The sequence below is a fragment of the Microbacterium foliorum genome (assembly GCF_003367705.1).
Lineage (GTDB): Bacteria > Actinomycetota > Actinomycetes > Actinomycetales > Microbacteriaceae > Microbacterium > Microbacterium foliorum.
Window position 1 is genome coordinate 905,005 of record NZ_CP031425.1, and the last position, 21,373, is coordinate 926,377.

Annotated in this window: 26 protein-coding genes and 2 tRNA genes; 24 read left to right on the forward strand and 4 right to left on the reverse strand. The window is 66.2% G+C overall.

Annotated features, from left to right (window positions below; translation table 11 throughout):
- The first annotated feature begins 177 nt into the window (after positions 1–177).
- The 4 genes from DXT68_RS04115 to DXT68_RS04130 all read left to right on the forward strand — a co-directional run bounded on the left by DXT68_RS04115 (position 178) and on the right by DXT68_RS04130 (position 3,181).
- Complete coding sequence (locus tag DXT68_RS04115; protein WP_052677653.1) at positions 178–786, forward strand: ScbR family autoregulator-binding transcription factor; 609 nt, start codon at positions 178–180, stop codon at positions 784–786.
- Positions 787–911: 125 nt separating this feature from the next.
- Positions 912–1,631: a hypothetical protein gene (locus DXT68_RS04120; protein ID WP_162829107.1), complete on the forward strand. Its 720-nt coding sequence runs from the start codon at positions 912–914 to the stop codon at positions 1,629–1,631.
- A gap of 10 nt (positions 1,632–1,641) precedes the next feature.
- On the forward strand, positions 1,642–2,427 hold the full coding sequence (locus tag DXT68_RS04125) for an SDR family NAD(P)-dependent oxidoreductase (protein ID WP_045253430.1): 786 nt from the start codon (positions 1,642–1,644) through the stop codon (positions 2,425–2,427).
- Between the two features lie 262 nt (positions 2,428–2,689).
- On the forward strand, positions 2,690–3,181 hold the full coding sequence (locus DXT68_RS04130) for a hypothetical protein (RefSeq protein WP_045253429.1): 492 nt from the start codon (positions 2,690–2,692) through the stop codon (positions 3,179–3,181).
- A gap of 64 nt (positions 3,182–3,245) precedes the next feature.
- Here DXT68_RS04130 and DXT68_RS16910 read toward each other — a convergent pair whose 3' ends face one another.
- Positions 3,246–3,428, reverse strand: a complete 183-nt coding sequence (locus DXT68_RS16910; RefSeq protein WP_162829108.1) for a hypothetical protein — start codon at positions 3,426–3,428, stop codon at positions 3,246–3,248.
- Between the two features lie 351 nt (positions 3,429–3,779).
- Here DXT68_RS16910 and DXT68_RS04135 point away from each other — a divergent pair, with 351 nt between their 5' ends.
- The 4 genes from DXT68_RS04135 to DXT68_RS04150 all read left to right on the forward strand — a co-directional run bounded on the left by DXT68_RS04135 (position 3,780) and on the right by DXT68_RS04150 (position 6,022).
- Positions 3,780–4,070 (forward strand): hypothetical protein, encoded by a 291-nt coding sequence (locus DXT68_RS04135; RefSeq protein WP_045253428.1) that lies wholly within the window; start codon positions 3,780–3,782, stop codon positions 4,068–4,070.
- 189 nt (positions 4,071–4,259) lie between these two features.
- A complete protein-coding gene (locus DXT68_RS04140) occupies positions 4,260–4,526 on the forward strand; it encodes a hypothetical protein (protein ID WP_174233188.1) in 267 nt (88 codons plus the stop codon).
- Positions 4,527–4,541: 15 nt separating this feature from the next.
- Positions 4,542–5,405: an FHA domain-containing protein gene (locus DXT68_RS04145; protein ID WP_045253427.1), complete on the forward strand. Its 864-nt coding sequence runs from the start codon at positions 4,542–4,544 to the stop codon at positions 5,403–5,405.
- Between the two features lie 143 nt (positions 5,406–5,548).
- The gene (locus DXT68_RS04150; RefSeq protein WP_045253459.1) at positions 5,549–6,022 is read left to right on the forward strand and encodes a heme-degrading domain-containing protein; all 474 of its coding nucleotides are present in this window, start codon (positions 5,549–5,551) and stop codon (positions 6,020–6,022) included.
- A gap of 73 nt (positions 6,023–6,095) precedes the next feature.
- Here the strand turns inward: DXT68_RS04150 and DXT68_RS04155 are convergent, their stop codons facing one another.
- Both DXT68_RS04155 and DXT68_RS04160 read right to left on the reverse strand, forming a co-directional pair.
- Positions 6,096–6,611 carry a gluconokinase gene (locus tag DXT68_RS04155; protein ID WP_045253458.1) on the reverse strand — a complete coding sequence of 172 codons (516 nt, stop codon included), beginning with the start codon at positions 6,609–6,611 and terminating at the stop codon, positions 6,096–6,098.
- Between the two features lie 10 nt (positions 6,612–6,621).
- The gene (locus DXT68_RS04160) at positions 6,622–8,031 is read right to left on the reverse strand and encodes a GntP family permease (RefSeq protein WP_082068857.1); all 1,410 of its coding nucleotides are present in this window, start codon (positions 8,029–8,031) and stop codon (positions 6,622–6,624) included.
- 136 nt (positions 8,032–8,167) lie between these two features.
- On the opposite strand from DXT68_RS04160, the gene DXT68_RS04165 reads away from it, so the two are divergent.
- The 14 genes from DXT68_RS04165 to DXT68_RS04235 all read left to right on the forward strand — a co-directional run bounded on the left by DXT68_RS04165 (position 8,168) and on the right by DXT68_RS04235 (position 18,360).
- On the forward strand, positions 8,168–8,869 hold the full coding sequence (locus DXT68_RS04165; protein ID WP_045253426.1) for a FadR/GntR family transcriptional regulator: 702 nt from the start codon (positions 8,168–8,170) through the stop codon (positions 8,867–8,869).
- 43 nt (positions 8,870–8,912) lie between these two features.
- Positions 8,913–9,404 (forward strand): FBP domain-containing protein, encoded by a 492-nt coding sequence (locus tag DXT68_RS04170; protein ID WP_045253425.1) that lies wholly within the window; start codon positions 8,913–8,915, stop codon positions 9,402–9,404.
- A 46-nt stretch (positions 9,405–9,450) separates the two neighbouring features.
- On the forward strand, positions 9,451–10,248 hold the full coding sequence (locus DXT68_RS04175; protein WP_045253424.1) for an enoyl-CoA hydratase/isomerase family protein: 798 nt from the start codon (positions 9,451–9,453) through the stop codon (positions 10,246–10,248).
- Between the two features lie 111 nt (positions 10,249–10,359).
- Positions 10,360–11,346 carry a hypothetical protein gene (locus DXT68_RS16915; RefSeq protein WP_052677652.1) on the forward strand — a complete coding sequence of 329 codons (987 nt, stop codon included), beginning with the start codon at positions 10,360–10,362 and terminating at the stop codon, positions 11,344–11,346.
- Positions 11,343–12,137, forward strand: coding sequence for an inositol monophosphatase family protein (locus tag DXT68_RS04185; protein WP_115760456.1), 795 nt, complete (start codon positions 11,343–11,345; stop codon positions 12,135–12,137). The genes DXT68_RS16915 and DXT68_RS04185 overlap by 4 nt, the downstream gene beginning before the upstream one ends.
- A 121-nt stretch (positions 12,138–12,258) precedes the next feature.
- The gene (locus DXT68_RS04190) at positions 12,259–13,506 is read left to right on the forward strand and encodes a M23 family metallopeptidase (protein ID WP_045253422.1); all 1,248 of its coding nucleotides are present in this window, start codon (positions 12,259–12,261) and stop codon (positions 13,504–13,506) included.
- Positions 13,507–13,575: 69 nt separating this feature from the next.
- Positions 13,576–13,647: transfer RNA gene (locus tag DXT68_RS04195), tRNA-Thr, on the forward strand.
- Between the two features lie 34 nt (positions 13,648–13,681).
- Positions 13,682–13,755, forward strand: a tRNA-Met gene (locus DXT68_RS04200).
- 1,073 nt (positions 13,756–14,828) lie between these two features.
- Positions 14,829–15,461 carry a hypothetical protein gene (locus DXT68_RS16920; RefSeq protein WP_156149255.1) on the forward strand — a complete coding sequence of 211 codons (633 nt, stop codon included), beginning with the start codon at positions 14,829–14,831 and terminating at the stop codon, positions 15,459–15,461.
- Positions 15,462–15,797: 336 nt separating this feature from the next.
- A complete protein-coding gene (locus DXT68_RS04215) occupies positions 15,798–15,974 on the forward strand; it encodes a hypothetical protein (protein ID WP_156149254.1) in 177 nt (58 codons plus the stop codon).
- 183 nt (positions 15,975–16,157) lie between these two features.
- Complete coding sequence (locus tag DXT68_RS04220; RefSeq protein ID WP_045253419.1) at positions 16,158–16,604, forward strand: Asp23/Gls24 family envelope stress response protein; 447 nt, start codon at positions 16,158–16,160, stop codon at positions 16,602–16,604.
- Positions 16,605–16,727: 123 nt separating this feature from the next.
- Positions 16,728–17,294 (forward strand): RNA polymerase sigma factor, encoded by a 567-nt coding sequence (locus tag DXT68_RS04225; protein ID WP_045253418.1) that lies wholly within the window; start codon positions 16,728–16,730, stop codon positions 17,292–17,294.
- Positions 17,291–17,989 (forward strand): Asp23/Gls24 family envelope stress response protein, encoded by a 699-nt coding sequence (locus DXT68_RS04230; RefSeq protein ID WP_082068864.1) that lies wholly within the window; start codon positions 17,291–17,293, stop codon positions 17,987–17,989. Before DXT68_RS04225 ends, DXT68_RS04230 begins: the two co-directional genes overlap by 4 nt.
- Positions 17,986–18,360: a hypothetical protein gene (locus DXT68_RS04235; RefSeq protein WP_045253417.1), complete on the forward strand. Its 375-nt coding sequence runs from the start codon at positions 17,986–17,988 to the stop codon at positions 18,358–18,360. Before DXT68_RS04230 ends, DXT68_RS04235 begins: the two co-directional genes overlap by 4 nt.
- Before the next feature lie 56 nt (positions 18,361–18,416).
- On the opposite strand, the gene DXT68_RS04240 is transcribed toward DXT68_RS04235, so the two are convergent.
- Positions 18,417–19,262: an SDR family oxidoreductase gene (locus DXT68_RS04240; RefSeq protein ID WP_045253416.1), complete on the reverse strand. Its 846-nt coding sequence runs from the start codon at positions 19,260–19,262 to the stop codon at positions 18,417–18,419.
- 94 nt (positions 19,263–19,356) lie between these two features.
- Between DXT68_RS04240 and DXT68_RS04245 the strand changes: the two genes are divergently transcribed.
- Positions 19,357–19,722, forward strand: a complete 366-nt coding sequence (locus DXT68_RS04245) for a winged helix-turn-helix transcriptional regulator (protein ID WP_045253415.1) — start codon at positions 19,357–19,359, stop codon at positions 19,720–19,722.
- A 99-nt stretch (positions 19,723–19,821) separates the two neighbouring features.
- Complete coding sequence (locus tag DXT68_RS04250; protein WP_045253414.1) at positions 19,822–21,363, forward strand: APC family permease; 1,542 nt, start codon at positions 19,822–19,824, stop codon at positions 21,361–21,363.
- Positions 21,364–21,373 lie beyond the last annotated feature (10 nt).

Below are 21,373 nucleotides of genomic sequence, written 5' to 3' on the forward strand. Positions count from 1 at the left end.
GGAACGTCTCCACTCGGCAAAGGGACAAGAGTGCCCTCCCGTCGCGCCCGTCCGTGATGTGCCCGGATCAGTCTGTGATCCAGCCGGTTGGCACTCGTCCGCGTCTGTGTGTAAACAATGTGAGCGCCCGGATTAGGATGGGTACGGTGAGAGGGTCCCGTGAGTCGAGGAGGTTCGATGGCCACGCAGAGGATGCCGCGGCTGAAGCAGCAGCGCTCGATTGACACTCGCGAAGCGATCCTGTCTGGTGCAGCGAGAGTGTTCGCTCGCGTCACGTACGCCGAGTCGCGTTACAGGGATGTTGCGCTTGAGTCTGGAGCGAGCGAAGGTGCGTTGTACTTTCACTTCCGAAGCAAAGCCGACCTGGCAAGGGCCGTCCTGGCCGAGCAGCAAGAGAGAATGACCGCGGTCCTAGTGGAGACTGAGGCCGAGCCCGGAACGGGGCTGGACATCCTGCTCCGGCTCATGGTCAATCTCGGAAACCTCATTGCCCGCGACGAGATCGTGCAAGCAGGTATTCGGCTCGCCGGGCAGCCGTCGACTGAGGTCACCGCGGAAGTGAGTGAACCGTATGTGGAATGGGTGCGCATCGCTAGGGCGCTGATTGCTCGAGGAGTCGAAGACCAGTCCATCCGGAGCGACGTCGATGTCGACGTGTACGCCGAGTTCTTTAATGCGGTGTTCGTTGGTTCGCAAGTGCTATCGGGTCTAGAAGACCACTGGGCTTCCCTGCCTTCCAGGATCAAGCGACTTGCTCCCGCACTTGAAGCGGTCCTTTCCGCGTGAGCGCCTAACTGGCGATGCCCACCGGAAGCACCGAGCTCCTCTCCCCGGACAACGACACGGGACGCGGAAAATTCTCTGCAGGTCCAGTCCGAGCTGAAGAGATTCATAAGTCGAGGCCGGCGAACGTGTGGATCCACCGCACGGTCGCTGAGACTGCTCACTCCCTGACCGCGCACTTCGATCTTCCCGACGCGAGCAGTAGTCCTCGTTTTGTCGACTTCGTTGAGGTGCAACGTCAGATTGGGATCCTCCAAGCTCATTGCCAGCTCGGCGTGCCGGAGCGTGATGTGTTCATCCTCGACAAAATCTCCCTGCGATTGGTCGCGCCAACCGCCCCGGGGGATGCGTCGAGTGCTCGCGGCATCATTCGTGCGCATCTTGTGGCCACAGGTGGGGGCGGCCGTTCGCGCTCTCTCACCCAATACTTCTCGCTAGAGGGGGCTACGGGGCTGATTGCGGTGGGTAAGGCTGCATCGTCTCTTCTGCCTCGCACGGTATATGAGCGAATCCGGCGGCAGTCTCCCACGTCAACGAACGGAATCTCATTGAGATCGAACTACACCTATTCCGAACCGATCCGTATCGACCCGGACGACCCCCTTGTCTCCGACCATCCATCAGATCACCTCACTGCTATCCAGACCATCGCGGACGTGGAGAGGGTCGCCCTTCGACAGACGCCCTCCACGAACGTCCGCTCGTTGAAGCTCACCTTCCAGCGCTACGCGGAGCTGGAACCGAGTCCCACCTTGCGACTCAAAGTGTCCGGCACCGGCAGGCTCGTTGCCGAGGTGACACAGCACGATATCCGTCGGATCAAGATCACCGGTTCGGTAACGAGCTGAAAGGTAGTTCATGACGCACAAGCTCGCAGTAGTGACGGGAGCCTCCGGGGGCATCGGCGCAGCCATCGCCCGAGCTCTGAGCGCAGACGACTTCCACATCGTCGCGCAGTATCGGAGCAACGTAGAGGCAGCAACTTTGTTGCAGTCAACCATCCGAGCGTCGGGTGGCAGCTGCGACCTCGTGGAAGCTGACCTGTTGTCTATGGATGACATCCATAGGATGGTCGACGCGGTCAAGACGTGTGCCGCCGCTTCGAACATTCGAGTCGAAGCGTTGGTCAACAACGCAGCGAGGATGCTAGGGCCCTCTTTCCTCGAGGCAACTCCGGAGAGCTTTGACGAGTTCGTCGCCGTCAACACAAGAGCGCCATTCTTCTTGGGCCAGTTACTGTCCCGAGAGATGGTGAGCGGCGGCAGCATCGTGAACATCTCGTCGGCAAGCGCTCATATCGCCAGTGCGGGGGACATCGTGTACGCCATGACAAAATCCGCGGTCGAGTCCATCACCCGCAACATGGCGGAGGCTCTCGCCCCACAAGGGATCCGGGTGAACGCGGTCATGCCAGGGTTCACCGATAACGGACACTCTGCCTTCGCTGACGACCGAGCGGTCGCGTACATGAGCTCTCTGTCCATGCTCGGAGGAGTGTCGAGGCCCGACGCAATCGCCGATGCCGTCAGCTTCCTCGCATCAAACAGAGCCTCGCGCACGACGGGCGCGGTACTCGACGTCACCGGCGGCATGACGCTCCACCCCCGACCGCATCGACACGGCTCAGTCCGAGACTTGTTATAAGAAGCTCGTCGGGTCACTGCCCCGCTCGGATCCGTCGTTCAGGTGAACGGTGAGTGCGGAGAACGACCGACGCTATCGCTAGCTGGCCGACAGTCGCGACCATTCAACTATGCGGTATCGGCCGCTTCAGTCCGAAGGAGAATGCGGTCCTCGCGGGGAACGACTGTTTAGCGGATATCTACACACGAGCCCCTGACCGCGGTGGGCGAACATGTGGTGCACCACGTTCCCCACAAGGGAGACTTGACGGAGGAGGTATCCCGTGGTGTTTCGTGAAACCCTTATCGGTCCGCGGTGGTTGGCGGTCGCAGGAGTATCGACGCTGGTCTTCCTGGCCGTTATCACCGCGATCTCGACGCCGGTCGTGGTCGGCAACGTCGAGGAGATCGGCGGGTGGGTCATCGCGCTCCTCATCGCCGGGTTCATTCTGATCCTCGGTGCCGGACTGGTCGGCCTTGACAGGCGAATCAGGGTCTCGGTGAGTGCAACGCACATCGATGCGCATCTCTCACTGTTCCGTGTCATGCACATTCCCGTCACTGACGTTGACAAGGTCGAAGTCGCAGATGTGAGTCCTTCGCAGGCCGGTGGCCTGGGGTGGCGCATCGTCGGTTCGGACCGATTCGTCTTGTGGTCCTCTGGCTCCGCTGTGTGGCTGACGCTGACGAACGAGGGCTCGCGGGTTATCCGCAGCGACCGCTCTGAGGAACTCCGGGACGCTATCCAAAGCGTCTCTCAGGCATCGCCCGCTTGACCGATGGATTGGATCTGATGCCGCCGTAACCGGGACGACGCGCGCGAGCAGCCGCGGGGAGGCGTCAGTAACGCAATGCCCAGGCATCATGCTCGGCATCGCGCAGCACCTCGTCTAGGGCGTGTCTGACAATGAGCGAGCCGTAGCCGATGTCCATCTTCAGGGGGATGTTCGCGTGACCTGTGTGGTGCCGTTGGCCTGTGGATTCGATGCTTCGAGCTACAGATTTCGAGACAGATGTGTTCATCGCTGAGAGTGGCGACAGCAGATGGATGACCCGACGCGATCCCGGTGTGCATGGGGTTTTCGATAGCGCGGATCGCGAGCGAGGGTGCGATCTCGAACACCCGCAACGGCGAGATCAACGTCGCCGTAGGAGCGGTGTCCGACAAGTCGCTCACGATGATTCGAGCGAGCTCAACGTCGTCACCGCCCGCCCTGGCGACGCTTCATGGCTCATGGAGCTCCGGTAGCCTCCCGGAAGACCTTTCCCTGTCGTTGCGTGTCAACTCGGGCGGGGGCGACCACCCACTGAGCAATGCGTGTATGTCCAGCAGGCTGACCGTCGCCTGCTGGACGCACACGAAGAAGGATCGACGTGGAAGTACAACGAAAAGGCCGATACGACCGAAACGCTTTCGCAAGCTGCCTTCTCGCGCTGGGGGCGGTGCTCACGAGCGGGTGGTGGCTATCAGGCACCCTTCTGGCGTGCGCGGCGATCGGGTTCGCCCTCGCGTCGAGGAAGGCGCTCAAAGCGGACGATTCGCTGCGGGGTACTGGTTTCTCGCTTGCCGGGTTCGTCGTAGCGGTCGGAGTGCTGCTGTTCGCGACGGTGGGCCTGTCGCTCTTGTCGCTGTTGCTCTTCACCATTGCCCCGCCCCCGCAATGACCGTTCTTGCAGAGCACTGCATGTTCGCAGATCTCACTGCGGGCTGACACGCCGGCTCTGCCACTCGGGGAAAAGCACAGGAAGGCGTCTCGACACCATTTCTCGCCCCTGTGCAGATACCTCTGGACAGCCATGGAGCCCAGGCGCATACTCGTATTCACAGACATGGATCTAGCGAAGGAGCATCCCATGAGCGAGTCGACGGAACCCGCGGAACTGTTCGACTCCGCCGCAGGGCCCACCGGCGCATCGATCACCGACTGGACCGATCTCGGTCGGGAGATGTGGTCCTATCTCACGGGTCGCGGCGCGGCAGTGAACTACACGTTCGACGACATGACCGTCGAGGTGCCCCGCGACATCGGGCCGGATGCCCCGCGGGCGACCTGGAAGTTCAACGGAACTCTGCGCGTGACGACCAGTGACAGCGCCTCCGGCGACTCGGGCTCGGCCTGAGGGACACCGATTCCGATGCTCCGTCTCGATATCGACCTCACCGTGGAGCAGTCCAGCCCTGACGGCGGTGATCCGGTGCGATTCACCGTCCGAGCCGCGGGCCGAGAGGTCGTCGTCACCTTCGAGTCGACTCCCCGTTTCGCCGGGGTGAGCCGCCGCGACCTGACTCAGCTCGGCCCTCTGGCCGACGGGCTCGCGCGGCGCGGGATCACCGTGCGCGTCGAAGGACCGCGGGGGACTCTCGTTCAGCTCGGCGACGTGAAGTCCGGGCCCGTCGGGCGGGCGATCGCCGGGTCTTCCCACATCAAACTCGGACACCTCGCCACGTTGCTGTCCGAGGCGCAGCATCGCGAACGCGGAGATGTCTTCCGTCTGCCGTCACCTCCCTCGACGCTGTTCCCGCTCGTCCCGACCGTGTCCCGGGGCGTTCGTCGACGGGTCACGACCACTCACTATCTCCCTGGGTCCGGCCGACCCCGATTGATCTTCGCGGTCGGCTCCGGCGACTGGAACCTCAGCAGGCCACGAGAGTTCGACCTTCTTCCCGGAACCACCGTGATCGGGTCCGGGCCTGACGCCGATCTACGTCTGGAAGGGCTGGAAGCCCGTCACGCCGAGGTCCGGCACAACGATGACGACGAATACGTGCTCTACTCCTATGCGCCGACCGGCGGCGGCCGGCCGAATCTCCCGCACAGCAAGGATGACGCCAGGATCCTGCGGACCGGGTCTCGCATCGAGATCGGTACGTGGCGGATGGCGTACTACCGAGAGGAGTTCGCGGACCACGGGCGCCCCTTCGGAGGAAGACAGGGCGGAGAGTACGCGTTCCAGAAGCAGCAGCCTGTGCGGCCCTACGGGTCCGGAGAGCTCGGCTGAGTCGGGCTGAGCGAGCCGTTCCGGTCGCGACACAGCCCGACGACGACGCTGCTGGCGGTCATCGGGATGCTCGAGATTCGGCGTGCGCTGGGTGAGTGGGCGGCTACAGTCTGAAGCGAGTCGTCCAGAAGAGAGGCATGCCGATGAGTGATCACGCGAGGTTCGCGCAGCTGGAGGCGGAGCACGGCGACCTCGTGCTGCGCCGGTTCGATCGCCGGGACGCCTGGCAGCTCGGGCGCTCGATCGCGGAGAGAGCTCTGACCGACGGCCTGCCCGTCGCCGTCGATGTGCGCACGGCATCCGGCATCCTCTTCCACGCCTCCCTGCCCGGTGCGACCGGCGACAACGACGTCTGGGCGGCGAAGAAGTCAGCGACGGCACTGCGGTTCGAGACCAGCACCGCTCTGCTCGAGGCACGCATCGAGAACGGCGGCCGCGACATGTACGAGCCCGGCTGGCTGGATCCTGCGACCTACGCGGTCGCGGGCGGCGCGGTTCCTCTTCGCGTGGACGGGGTCGGGCTCGTCGCCGTCGCCACGGTGTCGGGTCTTCCTTCCGCCGATGACCACGATCTGGTGGTGGCCGGCATCCGGGGCCTGGGGCTGCTCATCGGCTGACGCGCAGAAAGCCCCGGCACGCGGGAGGGCGTCCGGGGCTTCCGTGTCGTCTCTGAGACGGGACGAGTGCGTGTCAGTAGTCGGGATGCAGGCGCAGGCGCGACGCGATCTGCGCCGCCTGCTCGGCCGGCGTGAGCGCGATGTCGATCGTGATCGACTTCTCGTCGTCGCCCAGTGCCTCCAGCGTCGCGAACTGTGAATCGAGCAGGGTCGCGGGCATGAAATGCCCCTGGCGGCGCAGCATCCGCTCGAGGATCAGCTCGCGGTCGCCGGCGAAGTGCACGAAGGTGACGTTCTCGCGCCGGAGGACGTCGCGGTAGCTGCGCTTGAGAGCGGAGCAGGTCACGATGCCGGGCTCGCCGGCCGCGATGCGCTCGTCGATCCACTCGGCGATGCGATCGAGCCACGGCCACCGGTCGTCGTCGTTGAGGGCATGGCCGGCCGCCATCTTGGCGACGTTGGCCTCGGGGTGCAGGTCGTCGCCCTCTTCGAAGGCCCAGCCGAGGCGGCCGGCGAGCATCGCGGCGACCGTGGACTTGCCGGTGCTGGCGACGCCCATGAAGACGAGGACGGGTGCGTTGACGGTCATCATGGCGCGCTCAGACGAAGATGCTCAGGACGAGGACGCCGCCGAGGCCGGTGACCGAGATGAGGCACTCGAGCACCGTCCACGATTTGAGCGTCTGCGGGATGCTGAGGCCGAAATACTCCTTGATGAGCCAGAAGCCCGCATCGTTGACGTGGGAGAGGAACACCGAGCCCGAGCCGATCGCGAGCACGAGCAGCGCGACCATCGGGGAGTCGAGCGTCTCGGTGAGCGGCTGCAAGATGCCGGCCGCCGTGATGGTGGCGACGGTCGCGGAGCCGGTGGCGATGCGGATGACCACGGCGACGAGCCACGCGAGCACGAGCACCGAGACCGAGGACCCCGAGACGAACTCGGCGATCACGTTGCCGATACCCGTGTCGACGAGCACCTGCTTGAACCCGCCACCCGCGCCGACGATGAGCAGGATGCCGGCGATCGGGCCCAGCGACGAACCGACGATGTCATTGATCTTCGCGCGGTCGAAGCCGGCTCCACGGCCGAGGATGAAGAAGCCGGCGAGCACCGCGATCAGCAGGGCGATGACGGGGGTGCCGAGGAAGTCGAGCGCGATCTTCCATGGCGCGTCGGAGCCTGCGGCCGAGATGTCGGCGACGGCCTTCGCGAGCATGAGGAACACAGGCAGCAGGATGCTGAACAGGGTCGCGCCGAACGACGGGCGGCGACGCTGCGTCTCGCCCTCGTCCTCTTCGGTGACGAAGAGCTCGGGCACGGGCACGTCGACCCAGCGAGCGGCGAAGCGGGCGAACAGCGGTCCGGAGATGATGACGGCCGGGATCGCCACGATCACGCCGAACGCGAGCGTCAGGCCGAGGTTGGCGCCGAGCGCGTCGATGGCCGCGAGCGGGCCGGGGTGCGGGGGCACCAGCCCGTGCATGGCCGAGAGGCCCGCAAGCGTCGGGATGGCGATGCGCATGAGCGACTGGCCGGAGCGGCGGGCGACCAGGATGATCACCGGCACGAGCAGCACGAGGCCGACCTCGAAGAACATCGGCAGGCCGATCACCGCGCCGATGAGGCCCATGACCCAGGGGAGCGAGCGGGCGCTCGCACGGCTGACGAGCGTGTCGACGATGCGGTCTGCTCCGCCGGAGTCCGCGAGCAGCTTTCCGTAGATCGCGCCGAGCGCGATCAGGATGCCGACGCCGCCCATCGTCGTGCCGAAGCCCGCCGAGAAGCTGGTGACCGAGGCAGCGATGTCCATTCCGGCGATCGCGCCGGTGGCGAGCGCGCCGATGGTGAGCGAGAGGAACGGATGCAGCTTCACCCAGGTGATCAGGACGATGATGATGGCGATGCCGAGGACGGCCGCCGTGATCAGCTGCCCTGCGGGGCGATCCAGAGTCGGGGTGTCGGTGGCCGCCGTCGCGAGCGCGTGGGCCACCGGGGTGATGAGTGCCATGAGCTTCCTTGATCCGGGCGTGGTCTACGTCCTTATGTCGTACATAATAAGCACGCATACCACGTCATGCGCAACATATCAGCCACGATGCATCCACACGACGCAAGTGAAGCTTCGTGCGGTGCATACTCGAGGTATGACCGCCCCTGTCAGCCCCGTGCACGATGCACTCGTCTCGGAGCTCGGTCGCGCCATCGTCGACGGCCGTCACCCGCCGGGTTCCCGCATGCTCACGGTGGAGCTGGCGCAGGAGAGGGGAGTGTCGCGCTCGGCGGCGCGAGAGGCCGTGCGCGTTCTCGAATCCTTCGGGCTTGTCTGGGTGCGGCGCAAGTCCGGCGTCGAGGTGCGCCCCCGCGCGCAGTGGAACGTCTACGCCCCCGAGGTCATCGAATGGCGCCTCGCGGGTCCCGGTCGCGATGAGCAGCTCCGGGAGCTGAGCCAGCTGCGTTCCGTGATCGAACCGCTCGCGGCCCGACTCGCCGCGGAGGCGGCGAGCTCCGAGCAGAAGGTCGAGCTGGTCTCGCACGTCGTGGCGATGGCCCAGGAGGATCACGACGCCGATCATGAGCGTTACCTGTCGGCGGATGTCCGCTTTCACCGGCTCCTGCTCGAATCGTCCGGCAACAGCATGCTCGCCGCCCTCGGCGGGACGGTCGAGGCCGTGCTGCGGGGGAGGACCGCGCACGACCTGATGCCGCACGTGGCCGATCAGAACGCCGTGCAGTGGCATCGCGACGTCGCGTTCGCCGTGGCGAGCGGAGATGCGGATGCCGCCGCAGTGGCCATGCAAGACATCGTCTCCGAGGCCGACGCCTCGATGCAGCAGGCTGCGGGATAGCGGCGCGGAGTCCTCGGTCGTGCGGAGTTCCTAGACTGGACGGATGCGAGCGCTCACCGAGACCGACGTCCGTGCCGCCTTCGTCAATGCGGATGACGACGAGCTGCGGGTCATGGAGATGCCTCTCGATTTCGTTCTGATCGACTGGGACTACCTGGACTTCTTCGCCTGGCGCGATCCGAGTGCGGGACGCCGCGGCTACGTGCTGACGCAGCACGACGGGGTGGTCTCCGGGATCGTCCTGCGTGTGTCCGATCCCGCCAGGGCCCGCTCCGGCATGTGCAACATCTGCCACACGATGCAGCCGGGAAATCAGGTGGCTCTGTTCTCGGCCCGCCGAGCGGGCGAGGCGGGAGCACGCGGCGACTCGATCGGCACGTACATCTGCGCCGATCTCTCCTGCCACGAGAACGTGCGGCTCGCGCATCCGCTGGCACCGAATGAGATCCGAGCGGCAGGGCAGGTGGACTTCCGCCTCGACGGCACGCGACGACGCATGGAGGCCTTCGCCGAGCGCGTGCGGGAGCAGCGCTGATCGCGATTACCCTGGGGGCATACGTCCTGCGCTCGAAGGAGAAGCCATGAACGACGCCATCCTGTTCTCGGTCGACGAAGGGATGGCTCGGCTCACCCTGAACCGTCCGTCGCGCTTGAACGCCTTCAACTCCGACCTCGCGCACGCGTGGCGCGAGGCCACCACGGAGGCCACCACGAGGTCCGACGTCAAGGCGATCCTCATCGATGCCACGGGTCCCGCCTTCTGCGCGGGCGGTGACGTCATCGAGATGGCGACGAGCATGGGGTCGGGCGACGAGATCACGGCGCTCGCCGAGGTCATCAACACCGGCATCCGCGCGCTCACCGAGTCCGCTGTGCCGGTCGTCGCCGCCGCGCACGGCACGACGGCGGGCGGGGGTCTGGGCATCCTGCTCAGCAGCGACTACGCGATCGTGGGTGCGCGATCGCGCCTCGGCAGCCTCTATGCGAACATCGGCCTCACCCCCGACCTCTCGGTCTCGGCCCAGCTCGCCCGTGCGGTGGGGCAGCGGCGTGCGCTGCAGCTCGTGCTGCAGGACCGCCTGCTGACGGCTGAGGAGGCGGTGGAGTGGGGCCTGGTGGCCGAGCTCGTCGAGGGCGAGGATGCCGTGCAGGAGGCGGAGCAGGTGCGTGCGCGCGCGGAGGAGGTCGCACGATTCTGGTTGGCGGGCGCCGCTGACGCCTACGGCGATGCGAAGCGTCTGGTGCGCTCGCAGCCCGAACGCTCGTTCGTCGAGCAGCTGAGCGAGGAGGCGCGGTCCATCGGCGCCTCGATGAGCACGGCCGACGCCCAGGCCCGGATCACCGCCTTCGCCGCCGCCTCCACCCGCAGAGCAACCTGATCTACACCGCCTGACTATTCCGAGGATGCGTCCACGGATCGTGTCGACAACTCGGGTACCGTGCCGACGCGTGCAAGGATGAACGCAACCCCGCTCTACGAGAGGAACGCGATGTCGCAACCGGAGATCGCCCAGCAGCCCCCTGCACTGGTCGAGAAGAAGAACATGTCCCTCCTCATCCGTGGAGCGATCTGGATCGCCATCGGTGCACTGATCGCGGCAGCGCTCGTGTGCGTCGTGTGGGTGCTGATCGGAGACCAGGACGGTCTGATCGGACGGGCGTTCCTCACGATCCTCCTGCTCGCGGCGTTCGCCGGCATCGCCATCCTCGAAGCCGGACTCGCCCCGAACCGCCCGGACTGGCTCGCGTTGTCGAGCATGGTGACCTGGATCGTCGCGCTGCTCGTCGGCGCCGTCAAGATCTGGCTGCCCGAAGACGACCAGTTCTTCACCGGCGCCGAGCGGTTCTTCCAGCTTCTGCTCGTCATCGGCATCCTTCAGCTCGCTCTGCTGCACGTACGGCTGTTCACCCCCGCGGCGCAGCGCCACGTGACGACGTTCACCCGCATCATCTACATCGCGACGATCGTCTTCCTCGGCGGCCTGGTGGGGCTCCTGATCTTCTTCCTGACGTTCCCGCACACCTTCGATTACGGCGAGCTCTACTGGCGCATCGTCGTCGCTCTGACGATCCTCGCCGCCGTGGGCACCACCCTCATCCCGCTGCTGAACGCGCTGTTCGCACCGCGTCGGCCCGCGAACGCCGCGATCGTTCACGCACAGGGCGCTGCTCCCGCGTGGCCGACCTACGCCGACGGGCGCACACCGCTGCCCGTGCTTCCTGACGGCTCGCCCGACTGGAACGCCTATTACACCGGCCACGCTTCCGTCGTCTCGCCTCAGCAGGCTCAGCCGCAGCATGCTCTGCCTGCGCAGCCCGCGCCGCAGCCCTTCCCGACCGTGCCGTTCCCGACCGCCCCGGATCCGTACGCCCAGGCGCCTGCGGCTCCGCCGGTCCCGCGGGCCCCCTCGGCCCACCCGCCGGCCCCCGATGCTCCCTCGGCCTACCCGCCGGCACCGCCGCGTCCTCCGCAGTGAGCATCGAGACGGATCTCGTCGCCCTCGCTGCGGACGTCGCGCGTGAGGCCGGCGACCTCGCACGCGGTCGGCGCGCGGAGGGCGTGCACCTCGCAGCCACCAAGTCGACGCTCGCCGACATCGTGACCGACGCCGACCGCGAGGTCGAGGCGCTCATCCGGGCACGCCTTCAGGCGGCTCGCCCCGACGACGGATTCCTCGGTGAGGAGTCAGAAGCCGACGAGGGCAGCAGCGGAATCACCTGGGTCGTCGATCCGATCGACGGTACGGTCAACTACGCCTACGGCATCCCGTCGTACGCGGTGAGCATCGCCGCGGTGCGCGGCGTGGCCGTCGTGGGGGAGTGGGAGGCGCTCGCCGCCGCGATCTACGCGCCGGCATCGGGGGAGATGTTCACGGCCGCGCGTGGCAGCGGAGCGTGGCTGGGCGCGCAGCGTCTCGCGGTGACGACCGAGACTCCGGCCGGTGCGCTCCTCGCGACCGGATTCGGCTACGACCCCACCACTCATGACGGCGACCTCGCCACGGTGAGACGCGTCATGACCATCGCCAGAGACCTCCGCCGTGCCGGGGCGGCGTCGCTCGACCTCGCATTCGTCGCCGCCGGTCGCCTGGACGGATACTTCGAGCGGGGTCTCAAGCCCTGGGATCATGCGGCCGGAGCACTTCTCGTCGCCGAAGCTGGAGGGCGCGTCTCGATCGATGGCGCCGGGTCTTCTCGGCCGATGCTCGTCGCCGGCGGAACCGCTGTGCACGACCGCATCCGGGAACTCCTCGAGGACGAAAAGTGAACGATTCATGGCATTCTCAGGTGGACCAGGCTAGGGTTTATGCGATCGTTACTTTCATCGGCCCGAATCGATGACAGCCCAAAGCGCCCCCGAGCTTGACGTCTGACCGAGAGAATCTGCTTTGCCCTTCGAGAATTCCCAGGCTGCCCCTGCGCCCACACGGCGCTCCAGCCGCCCCCGCACCACGGCCGTCGAGGCCCCCGCGGCCGGAGTACCGGATGCTGCATCCGAGGCTGCTCCCGTCGCTCCTCAGAGCCCTTCGTCGCGTCGCGCCGCCCGCGAACGCCTGAACACCGCCGAGGTCATCGTCGCGGCGGCCGCCGTCGCCGCAGCGACAGCGGCGGCCGAGTCGGCTGAGGTCGTCGAGATCCCCGACACCGACGATGTCCTCGAGCACGCGGTCGACGCCCCGGAAGCGCCGGTCCCGGCCGCCGAGGCGAGTGACGCCGACGGATCCGACGACAACGGCCCGTCGCCGTCGTCGGAGGAAGAAGACGCCTTCGAGAGCGCGTCCCGCGCGTTCCGCTCTGTGGCCTCCGGCAGCATCCCGATGCCCGCTGCGGCATCGGACCGCGACGCCGAGAACGACGCCGAGGCCGAGCCCACCGTGCACGTCGCGCGACGACGTCCTCAGGTGCGCAAGTTCCTCGCGGTCGGCGCCACCGTCGGTGTGATGAGCCTCGCAGGACTCCTCGCCGTCGGTATGACGCTGCCGGCTGAGGCCGTCGCCGCCGTGCAGGGATCCCCGTCGCTCGCAGCGACCTCCCTCGTGGCCGCATCGGGCGCGCAGAAGGCGGGTGCCGCCGACGACGAGATCCAGGCGTTCGTCACCTCGTCCGACGTGCAGAACGAGGCGCTCACGCGCTCCGACAGCTTCTCGACCGTGTCGCTGATCCAGGTCGCCTCCGAAGAGGGCATCAACTACTCCAACGAGGTCTTCACCAACGACCCCGAGGCGGCCATCCAGTGGCCGTTCAAGGTGGGCGTGGGCATGAGCTCGGGCTACGGAATGCGGTGGGGTCGCCTGCACGAGGGCATCGACTTCGTCCCCGGCGAGGGAGCCCCCATCCAGGCGGTGGCCGACGGCGTCGTCCGTATCGCCACCGAGCAGGGCGGCGCCTACGGTGTGACCGTCTACATCGACCACGTGATCGACGGACAGATCGTCACGAGCCACTACTCGCACATGCAGTACGGCTCGCTCCAGGTCAAGGCCGGCCAGACGGTGAAGGTCGGCGACATCGTCGGCCACACCGGAAACACCGGACGTTCGTACGGCGCGCACCTGCATTTCGAGATCATCATCAACGGCAGCACGATCGACCCGCTGCCGTGGTTGCGCGAGAATGCGGGCCGGTACTCGTACTGACCCACCTCGATTTCATGAGGACGCCACTGTGATGGTATTCTCGTGTGGTTGCCCCGCGAGGGGCAGCACGCCCCGATAGCTCAGTGGCAGAGCACTTCCATGGTAAGGAAGGGGTCGTCAGTTCAATCCTGACTCGGGGCTCACGGTGTTCGTATCTGCGATGCGGATGCGGTGCGGCAGGGTAGCTCAGCTGGTCAGAGCGCACGACTCATAATCGTGAGGTCGCGGGTTCAAGCCCCGCTCCTGCTACAGATCAAGACCCCCGGGAATCGGGGGTTTTGTCGTATGCGGGACGACCACCGGAGTGGTACCGGGGAGGGTTGTGCCGGTTTTGTGCCGGTAGCAGCCAGTAAGAGGCTGCGAAGACGGACGAATCTATGGGCTGTCAGCGCCGTGGAAGTCGGGGCAGTCCGCGAGACAGCATCCGCAGATCGGATCGTCTTGCGTCCCCATGTCGGCCTCGTTCTGACAACCACAGTCCGGGCATGCGCAGAGAGTGCCCTGCGTTGGATATCCCAGTGCCGCGCGCTTGGCCCCAGCGAGATCAGCGCTGAACCGGACGAGGTGTTTCTCGCCGTCGAGCGTGACGTAGGTAGCTTCTTGATTTGGCATAACGGAACAGGATACGCGATGTCGTTGCCGAGCAGACGGGAAGCATCTGTTCTTGCCGATAGCTCCCGATAGTTCGCTTCCAACTATCGGAAGCTATCTATGCCGTCAGGCCCAGGCTCCCCGATACGCGATCGGACTGCTCGCGACTCTCGCTGAGGCGGAACAGGTCTTGCAGGCGAGCAAAGATCTTCGCTCATTGCTCACGGCCTACGCGCATCAAGTTCACCAACCGCGCCCAAAGATGGCTGACGTTGCCCGCGCTCAGAGTGCGAGCCCGCAGGCGGTGACGACGCGTTACTCCTCGAAGACAACCGCAGCGCTTGAAGAGATTCTGTCTGGACAGTCGGGTGAGCCCGAGACCGTTGCGAGCATGATTGAGAAGCTTGCGACGGATGCCGTCGTTGCGGGCTTCCCGTCCTTGCAGACGCTTCGAGGGCCTGACGTCACGTGGTCCACCGAGGACTCTGCTGATGACCTCAGCTTCGACCTTTCACGCAAGACCGAGTCTCATAGCGCAGCAGTCGAGCTGTGAGAACTTTCTTTACTCGTTCAAGGCCGGCCTCCGGCCGGCTGAGCGGGATGCGTTGTCGCACTGCGGTGCGTCCGGTCCTCGCTCCGCTGCGGTCCGGGCGCTCCTCGGCGACAACGCATCCCGCCTCTGCGGGCCGGTAGGCTTCTCGGTAATCTCACACAGCCGGGGGGGCAAGAGCATGAATTGTGGCAACTGCGGAAGACAACTGACGCCCGGAGCGCCGTTGTGCGCGTGGTGCGGGCAGGCGGTTGCGGGCGCGAGCTCGGCGATCGCGAACGGTCCTAACGGAATCGCGGCAGCGGGACCGAACGCGAGAGTCAAGGTCAAGCGGGTCAAGAAAGTCACGAAGACCGGGAACAGTTGGGATACGCGACCAAAGTCCGAATTTGCGGTCAAGGAACGGTCAGTCTCGGGCTGGCTGGAGTTGGTCGCCGCCGTCGTGACTCTTGTGTCCGCAGCCATCGGATTTTTCGCGGCGAGAGCGGATCTCACGATTGCGCTAAACCTGCTGGTCTTCGCCGTCGTCATCCTGATCGCAGTGGTCGCTGGGTTTTTCGCCGTCCATTTTGCGGCCGCCCGTATGCAACAGCACTCAGTCGTTCGCGTTGGCTCCTGGGTGCTAGGGGTTCTCATCATGCGTGACGGCGAACGGGCGCTGACTTGGGCGAGTCCCGAGGTGCGCTGCCCGTGGTGTCCGCCTGCCAAGAAACGCGGCGTGATGAGTCTGGAGTGGGCCGACGGCGAGCCCATGTTCATCTGTAAAGCGAATCCGAAACAGCACCGAAACGGCTTTGACTGGACCCAGGTGTGACGGACTCGGCGTGCCGGTTTTGTGCCGGTAGCTCTGCTGAAACCATCCTCAACCAGCCGCGACCAACGAAGACGACATTCGCGGAATCGCGGGGCAATCGGCGACCAACAAGTGCCCGTCAGGCCACGGAATCTAACTCATAATCGTGAGGTCGCGGGTTCAAGCCCCGCTCCTGCTACATCACGACAAACCCCCGGTTCGCCGGGGGTTTTCGCGTATCCGGGACGACGCGACGCCACGACCGCCATGGATCTCCCTCTGTCAAGGGGGATGCCGCAGCGCCGTCATCGCGGCGAGACTGGCACTCCTATTCCGCAGCAGCAGATCGGAGCGATCATGTCAGACCCGCAGGCAGCACCCGACGACAACGCAGAGATCGACGCGACCGGAGTCGACGCCGACTTCGTGACCACCGACCGTGACCCCGAGCCGGACTCCGCCACCCCGGGCGAGGAGCAGCGCGCAGCGGGTGACGACGACGAAGACGACGTCGACGTCTCCGACCTGCCCTGAGCATCGGAAGCCCGTTCCCCTCGGGGAGCGGGCTTCTCTGTGCGACGGCCCCGGCTCTCGGAGCGGTCGCGTGATCAATCCGCACTGTTTTGTGACGAATGGGCCCCGAGATCCGTCTTAGTGGTGTCGCTGAACTGCGGCCCCGCCCCACAGGCGGGAACACTGACTACGAAGGAGACCATCATGGCGAACGTCACGAGCGGAACCCCGGCCACGGCGACCGGCACCACGACGACCGAGGTAGCCTCCACGGGCGAGACCATCATCGAGAACAACGTCGTCGCGAAGATCGCCGGAATCGCGGCGCGCGAGGTGAACGGTGTGTACGCCCTCGGCGGCGGAGCCGCACGTGCGGTCGGCGCCATCCGCGACGCTCTCAACTCCACGGACCTGACGCAGGGCGTGCGGGTCGAGGTGGGCGAGACCCAGGTGGCCGTCGACATCACCATCGTCGCCGAGTATCCCGCGGCGCTGCACACGGTCGCCGACGACGTGCGGGCGGCAGTCGCCCGTGCGATGTCCGACTACGTCGGCAAGCAGGCGGTCGAGATCAACGTGACCATCAACGACGTGCACATCCCCTCGGACGATGACGACGTCGCCGCAGAGCCCGACATGCGGGTTCTCTGAGTCGCAGGGCAGTCGGCACATGAGATGGTTCGGGTGCGGTGACCGCGCGATCGGATCGGGGATCCCATCCGATCGCGGGTCCGCTCCGAATCTCTCACAGGGGTCACACGAGGGGGTCGTCGAATGGTGGGGGAACGATTTCGATCTGCGCTGGAGGAAGCAGACGACCGGTTGGTCGCGAGTCGGGCGATGGATGGGGACATCGCCGCCTTCGCGGTACTCGTGCGCAGGTATACGCCGATGATGCGTGCATACACGCAGCGGATGCTGAACGCCTCCGCCGATGTCGATGACATCGTGCAGGAGGCGTTCGTGACCGCCTGGCAGCGTTTCTCGGAACTCGACGATCCGTCCAAGGTCAAGAGCTGGCTGATGCGCATCGTGAGCCGAAAGGCCGTCGATCGCATCCGCGCGCTGCGGCCGACGGTCGACGTCGACGATGTCGAACAGTCCGCTCCTTCTCAGACCTCGCCCGACCGTGTCGCCGAGGCGCGAGCCGGCGTGGCGGCGCTGGGGGCGGCCCTGCAGGAGCTCCCCGCCGCGCAGCGCGAATGCTGGGTCCTGCGGGAGATGGGCGGCTACTCCTACGACGAGATCGCGACCGAGCTCGACATCTCGGTGTCGACGGCGCGCGGCCTCCTCGCTCGAGCTCGCAAATCCATGATCGTGCGGATGGAGGCATGGCGATGACCGACGAACACGAACACGGCACTCCCGAGATCCACGACACTCCCGAGGCCCAGGGCGCTCCCGAGGTTTCCGAGGTCCAGGGCACTGCCGGGGTCGAAGTGCATGAGCTCGGCCTGGAGCCGGGCGATCTCGACGGGCACACCCTCGAAGAGCTGACGGACTACCTCGAAGCCGGGCGTGAGCCTGCGGACCCGTCCATCGAGGGATCCCCGGGGTGCCAGCTGGCTCTCGACGCTCTCGAGCAGCTCCGCGGACTCGGCGGCGAGCTCATCGCCGCCGACACTGCGGCGATGCCCGAGGTCGACGACAGCTGGGTGGACAGGATCCTCAGCGGCATCGCGCTCGACGCGCGAGCCGGACGCCGCATCCCGTTCGACGATCCCGACCCCTCGACCGATTTCGGGATCACCGAGGGCGCGGTTCGCGGCCTGATCAGATCTGCGGAGAACATGGTTCCCGGGATCCTCGTCGGCCACTCGGAGCTCGACGGCGACGTCACCATTCCCGGAGCACGGATCCGCATCTCGATCGAAGTCAACGCGTTCTACGGAGAGTCGATCCCCGTGGCGGTCCAGCGGCTTCGCGACGAGGTGGCCGAGCGGGTGCAGCGGCACACGGATCTCACGGTGACCGCGATCGACGTCACGGTGCGTGACGTCCAGAGGGTGAGTCGTTCGACGGAGGACAGATCATGACGACGATGGTGTATGACGGGCTCGCCGAGCGGGTTCAGGCGGCCGTGCTGGGCGCTCCCGGCGTGCGGAACGTCTACCGGGCGGGCTCGCTCGTCTCGAACCTGGTGGGCACCGGCGCTGCGGCGCTCGGTGTGACCGCGGCGAACGAGCCGCTCGTGGCCGTGATCGCCGGCGAGGGCGGCGTGCGCGTCGAATCCTCCCTCGGGATCGAGTACACGGCGAACGCGATCGAGACATTGCGTGCGGTCCGGGCGGCCGTGGCCGATCTGCTCGCCGCCGACGGTCTCGCCGTCACGGCGATCATGCTCACCGTCGCCTACGTGCATCCGCGCGAGTCCTCTCGTCTTCCGGAGACCGTCGCACTCGTGTGAATGCGTCGAAGGCGCCGACCCCTCAGGGGCCGGCGCCTTCGTGCTGCGTGGCGGTCTCAGGCGATCGCGCGCAGGCCGTCCACCAGCGGCGTGGTCGGCCGACCGATGAGGCGGGAGAGGGTGCCGTCGGTGTCGCCGAGTGCGCCGGAGGCGATTCCCGCGTCGAGGGCGACGACGAATCCTGCCGTGCCCTCATCGAGACCGGCGGCCAGGAGGCCTTCGCGCTGCTCGTCGGGCGTCAGCGAGTGGTAGACGACCTCACGGCCGGAGATCTCGGCGATGGCCGCGGCGAGATCGTCGTAGCTCCAGGCGACGTCGCCGCCGAGTTCGTACACCTGACCGAGGTGGCCGTCTTCGAGCAGCACCACGGCGGCGGCGTCGGCGAAGTCCTTGCGGCTGGCCGAGGCCACACGTCCAGACCCCGCGCCGGCGGCGAGCACGCCCGTCTCGGATGCGCGGGAGAGGTCCGCGGCGTAGTTCTCGGTGTACCAGTTGTTCCGCAGGATCACGGACGGCAGACCCGAGGCGGCGATGAGCTCCTCGGTGGCCTTGTGCTCGGGTGCGAGCACGAGGTCGCTCGTGGTGGCCTTGGGGGCGCTGGTGTACACGAACTTGGTGACACCGGCATCCGCTGCGGCATCGATGACCGCCCGGTGCTGAGCCGTGCGCTGGCCGACCTCCGAGCCCGAGATCAGCAGCACCGAGTCGACGCCGTCGAGTGCGGCGGCGATCGTGGCCGGCTCCGCGTAGTCGAGACGAGCGACCCGCACGCCCAGATCGGCTGCCTTCGCGACGTCGCGGGCGCCGGCGACGATCGACTGGGGGTCCGCTCCGCGCTCGAGCAGGCTGGCGATGACGAGGCGTCCGAGGTTGCCGGTCGCGCCGGTGACGAGGATGGTCATGGGGTGTCCTTTCGTAGGTGACAGGAGCATCAACCTCGAGACGGTGTCGAGGCATTCCGTATCGTGGGTACCCACTTTGACGTAAGGTACCAACGTGACGGTTAGTTATGCGCAGATCCGGGAATCCACGCCGCAGGTCTTCGAGCCCGGGTGCAGCACTCGGGTCGTCCTGGACCATGTGATGAGCAAGTGGGGTGTGCTCGTGCTGTCGTCGCTGTCGGACGGCACCCAGCGCTGGGGCGAGCTGCGCCGAGAGGTGGGCGGGATCAGCGAGAAGATGCTCGCCTCGACTCTGCGCACCCTCGCCGACGACGGCCTCGTGCATCGGGAGTCATTCCCGACGGTGCCTCCGCACGTCGAGTACAGCTTGACGCCGCTCGGTCGCGATCTCATGCAGCGGATGCTCCCTCTCGTCGAATGGGTGGCCGACCATGCCGACGCGATGACGGGACGCGCCTAGTTCCACCGATTCCGTCGCAGTAGCGGGATCACACCATCGGAAATCGTCGCAAAAAGAAAACGATTGACGCGATAAGCGTGGCGGCCGTATCTTCTGAGCATGTCAGCTACGACGCCGATCCATCTCGAACGCCCCGACGGCAAGGGGCTCGCCACCGGTTCGCTCGGCCTGTGGGGGTCCACCGTCATCGGTCTCGCGTCCACTGCGCCGGTGTACTCGCTGGTCGCGACGCTCGGATTCGTGGTGCTCGCCGTCGGAGCGCAGGCGCCGATCGCCTTCATCATCGCCTTCGTGCCGATGCTCCTCATCGCCTTCGCCTACCGCGAGCTCAACAACGCCGTGCCCGACTGCGGGACGACGTTCACCTGGGGGACGAAGGCGTTCGGTCCCTGGGTGGGCTGGATGGGCGGCTGGGGCGTCGCCGTCGCCGGCATGGTCGTGCTCGCGAATCTCGCCCAGATCGCATCCGTGTACTTCTGGTCGCTGATCGGATTCGATCTCGAGAACAACGACTGGCGGATCATCCTCGTCGCGGTGCTCTTCATCGCCTCCATGACATGGGTCAGCTGGCGCGGTGTCGAGATCGGCGAGCGCATCCAGAACATCCTTCTGGCCATCCAGTACCTGGCCCTCGCGATCTTCGTCGTGGCCGCGCTGTGGCAGTTCTTCGGAGGGACGGCACCCGATCCCACGCCGTTCGACCTCGAGTGGCTGAACCCGTTCGCGTTCACCGACTGGTCGGGCTTCACCGAGGCGATCCTTCTCGCGCTCTTCATCTACTGGGGCTGGGACACCTGCCTCGCACTCAACGAGGAGACGAAGGACCCCAAGAAGATCCCGGGGCGCGCCGCGCTGCTGACGACCGTCATCCTGCTGTTCACGTACGTCGGCGTCACGATCGCGGCGATGATGTATGCGGGACTCGGCGACACGGGGACGGGTCTGGGCAACGAGGCGAACGCCGACGACTTCTTCCTCGCGATCAAGGACGGCCTCCTCGGCCCGTTCGGCTGGATGCTGGTGGTCGCCGTGATCATCTCGGCGGTCTCCTCCACGCAGACGACGATCCTGCCGACAGCACGAGGCACCCTCGCGATGGGGGTCTACCGCGCGCTGCCCGCGAAGTTCAAGGAGGTGCACCCCACCTTCAAGACGCCGTCGTTCTCGACCGTCGTCATGGGTGTCGTCGCCTCCGCCTACTACGTCGGCATGACGCTGATCAGCGACAACATCCTGCAGGATTCCATCCTGTCGCTGGGGCTCGCGATCGCGTTCTACTACGCCATCACCGGATTCGCCTGCGTCTGGTACTTCCGCAAGGATCTCACTTCCTCGGCGCGCGACTTCTTCTTCAAGGGCCTGTTCCCGCTGCTCGGGGGACTCATGCTCACGGGCGCCTTCGTGCAGTCGGCGATCGACATGTGGGACGTCGACTACGGCTACACCGTGCTCTTCGGCATCGGCGGGACCTTCGTGATCGGCATCGGCTCGCTCGCCATCGGATTGGTGCTCATGTTCATCTGGTACCTGTTCCCGCGGTCGAAGCGGTTCTTCCGCGGCGAGAGCCTCAACCGCGACACCCAGGTGATGGTGCCGGACGAGCCGGGCGACCTCATCCGCTCCATCGACGGCGGGATCTGACCGGTATCGG

Coding starts and splice junctions, on each gene's coding strand:
- DXT68_RS04230 (WP_082068864.1), top strand. CDS start 17,291: ATGACCGACGAACACGAACACGGCACTCCCGAGATCCACGACACTCCC.
- DXT68_RS04215 (WP_156149254.1), top strand. CDS start 15,798: ATGTCAGACCCGCAGGCAGCACCCGACGACAACGCAGAGATCGACGCG.
- DXT68_RS04225 (WP_045253418.1), top strand. CDS start 16,728: ATGGTGGGGGAACGATTTCGATCTGCGCTGGAGGAAGCAGACGACCGG.
- DXT68_RS04240 (WP_045253416.1), bottom strand. CDS start 19,262: ATGACCATCCTCGTCACCGGCGCGACCGGCAACCTCGGACGCCTCGTC.
- DXT68_RS04115 (WP_052677653.1), top strand. CDS start 178: ATGGCCACGCAGAGGATGCCGCGGCTGAAGCAGCAGCGCTCGATTGAC.
- DXT68_RS16915 (WP_052677652.1), top strand. CDS start 10,360: ATGTCGCAACCGGAGATCGCCCAGCAGCCCCCTGCACTGGTCGAGAAG.
- DXT68_RS04235 (WP_045253417.1), top strand. CDS start 17,986: ATGACGACGATGGTGTATGACGGGCTCGCCGAGCGGGTTCAGGCGGCC.
- DXT68_RS04250 (WP_045253414.1), top strand. CDS start 19,822: ATGTCAGCTACGACGCCGATCCATCTCGAACGCCCCGACGGCAAGGGG.
- DXT68_RS04125 (WP_045253430.1), top strand. CDS start 1,642: ATGACGCACAAGCTCGCAGTAGTGACGGGAGCCTCCGGGGGCATCGGC.
- DXT68_RS04170 (WP_045253425.1), top strand. CDS start 8,913: ATGCGAGCGCTCACCGAGACCGACGTCCGTGCCGCCTTCGTCAATGCG.
- DXT68_RS04155 (WP_045253458.1), bottom strand. CDS start 6,611: ATGACCGTCAACGCACCCGTCCTCGTCTTCATGGGCGTCGCCAGCACC.
- DXT68_RS04175 (WP_045253424.1), top strand. CDS start 9,451: ATGAACGACGCCATCCTGTTCTCGGTCGACGAAGGGATGGCTCGGCTC.
- DXT68_RS16920 (WP_156149255.1), top strand. CDS start 14,829: ATGAATTGTGGCAACTGCGGAAGACAACTGACGCCCGGAGCGCCGTTG.
- DXT68_RS04150 (WP_045253459.1), top strand. CDS start 5,549: ATGAGTGATCACGCGAGGTTCGCGCAGCTGGAGGCGGAGCACGGCGAC.
- DXT68_RS16910 (WP_162829108.1), bottom strand. CDS start 3,428: ATGAACACATCTGTCTCGAAATCTGTAGCTCGAAGCATCGAATCCACA.
- DXT68_RS04140 (WP_174233188.1), top strand. CDS start 4,260: ATGAGCGAGTCGACGGAACCCGCGGAACTGTTCGACTCCGCCGCAGGG.
- DXT68_RS04220 (WP_045253419.1), top strand. CDS start 16,158: ATGGCGAACGTCACGAGCGGAACCCCGGCCACGGCGACCGGCACCACG.
- DXT68_RS04145 (WP_045253427.1), top strand. CDS start 4,542: ATGCTCCGTCTCGATATCGACCTCACCGTGGAGCAGTCCAGCCCTGAC.
- DXT68_RS04160 (WP_082068857.1), bottom strand. CDS start 8,031: ATGGCACTCATCACCCCGGTGGCCCACGCGCTCGCGACGGCGGCCACC.
- DXT68_RS04165 (WP_045253426.1), top strand. CDS start 8,168: ATGACCGCCCCTGTCAGCCCCGTGCACGATGCACTCGTCTCGGAGCTC.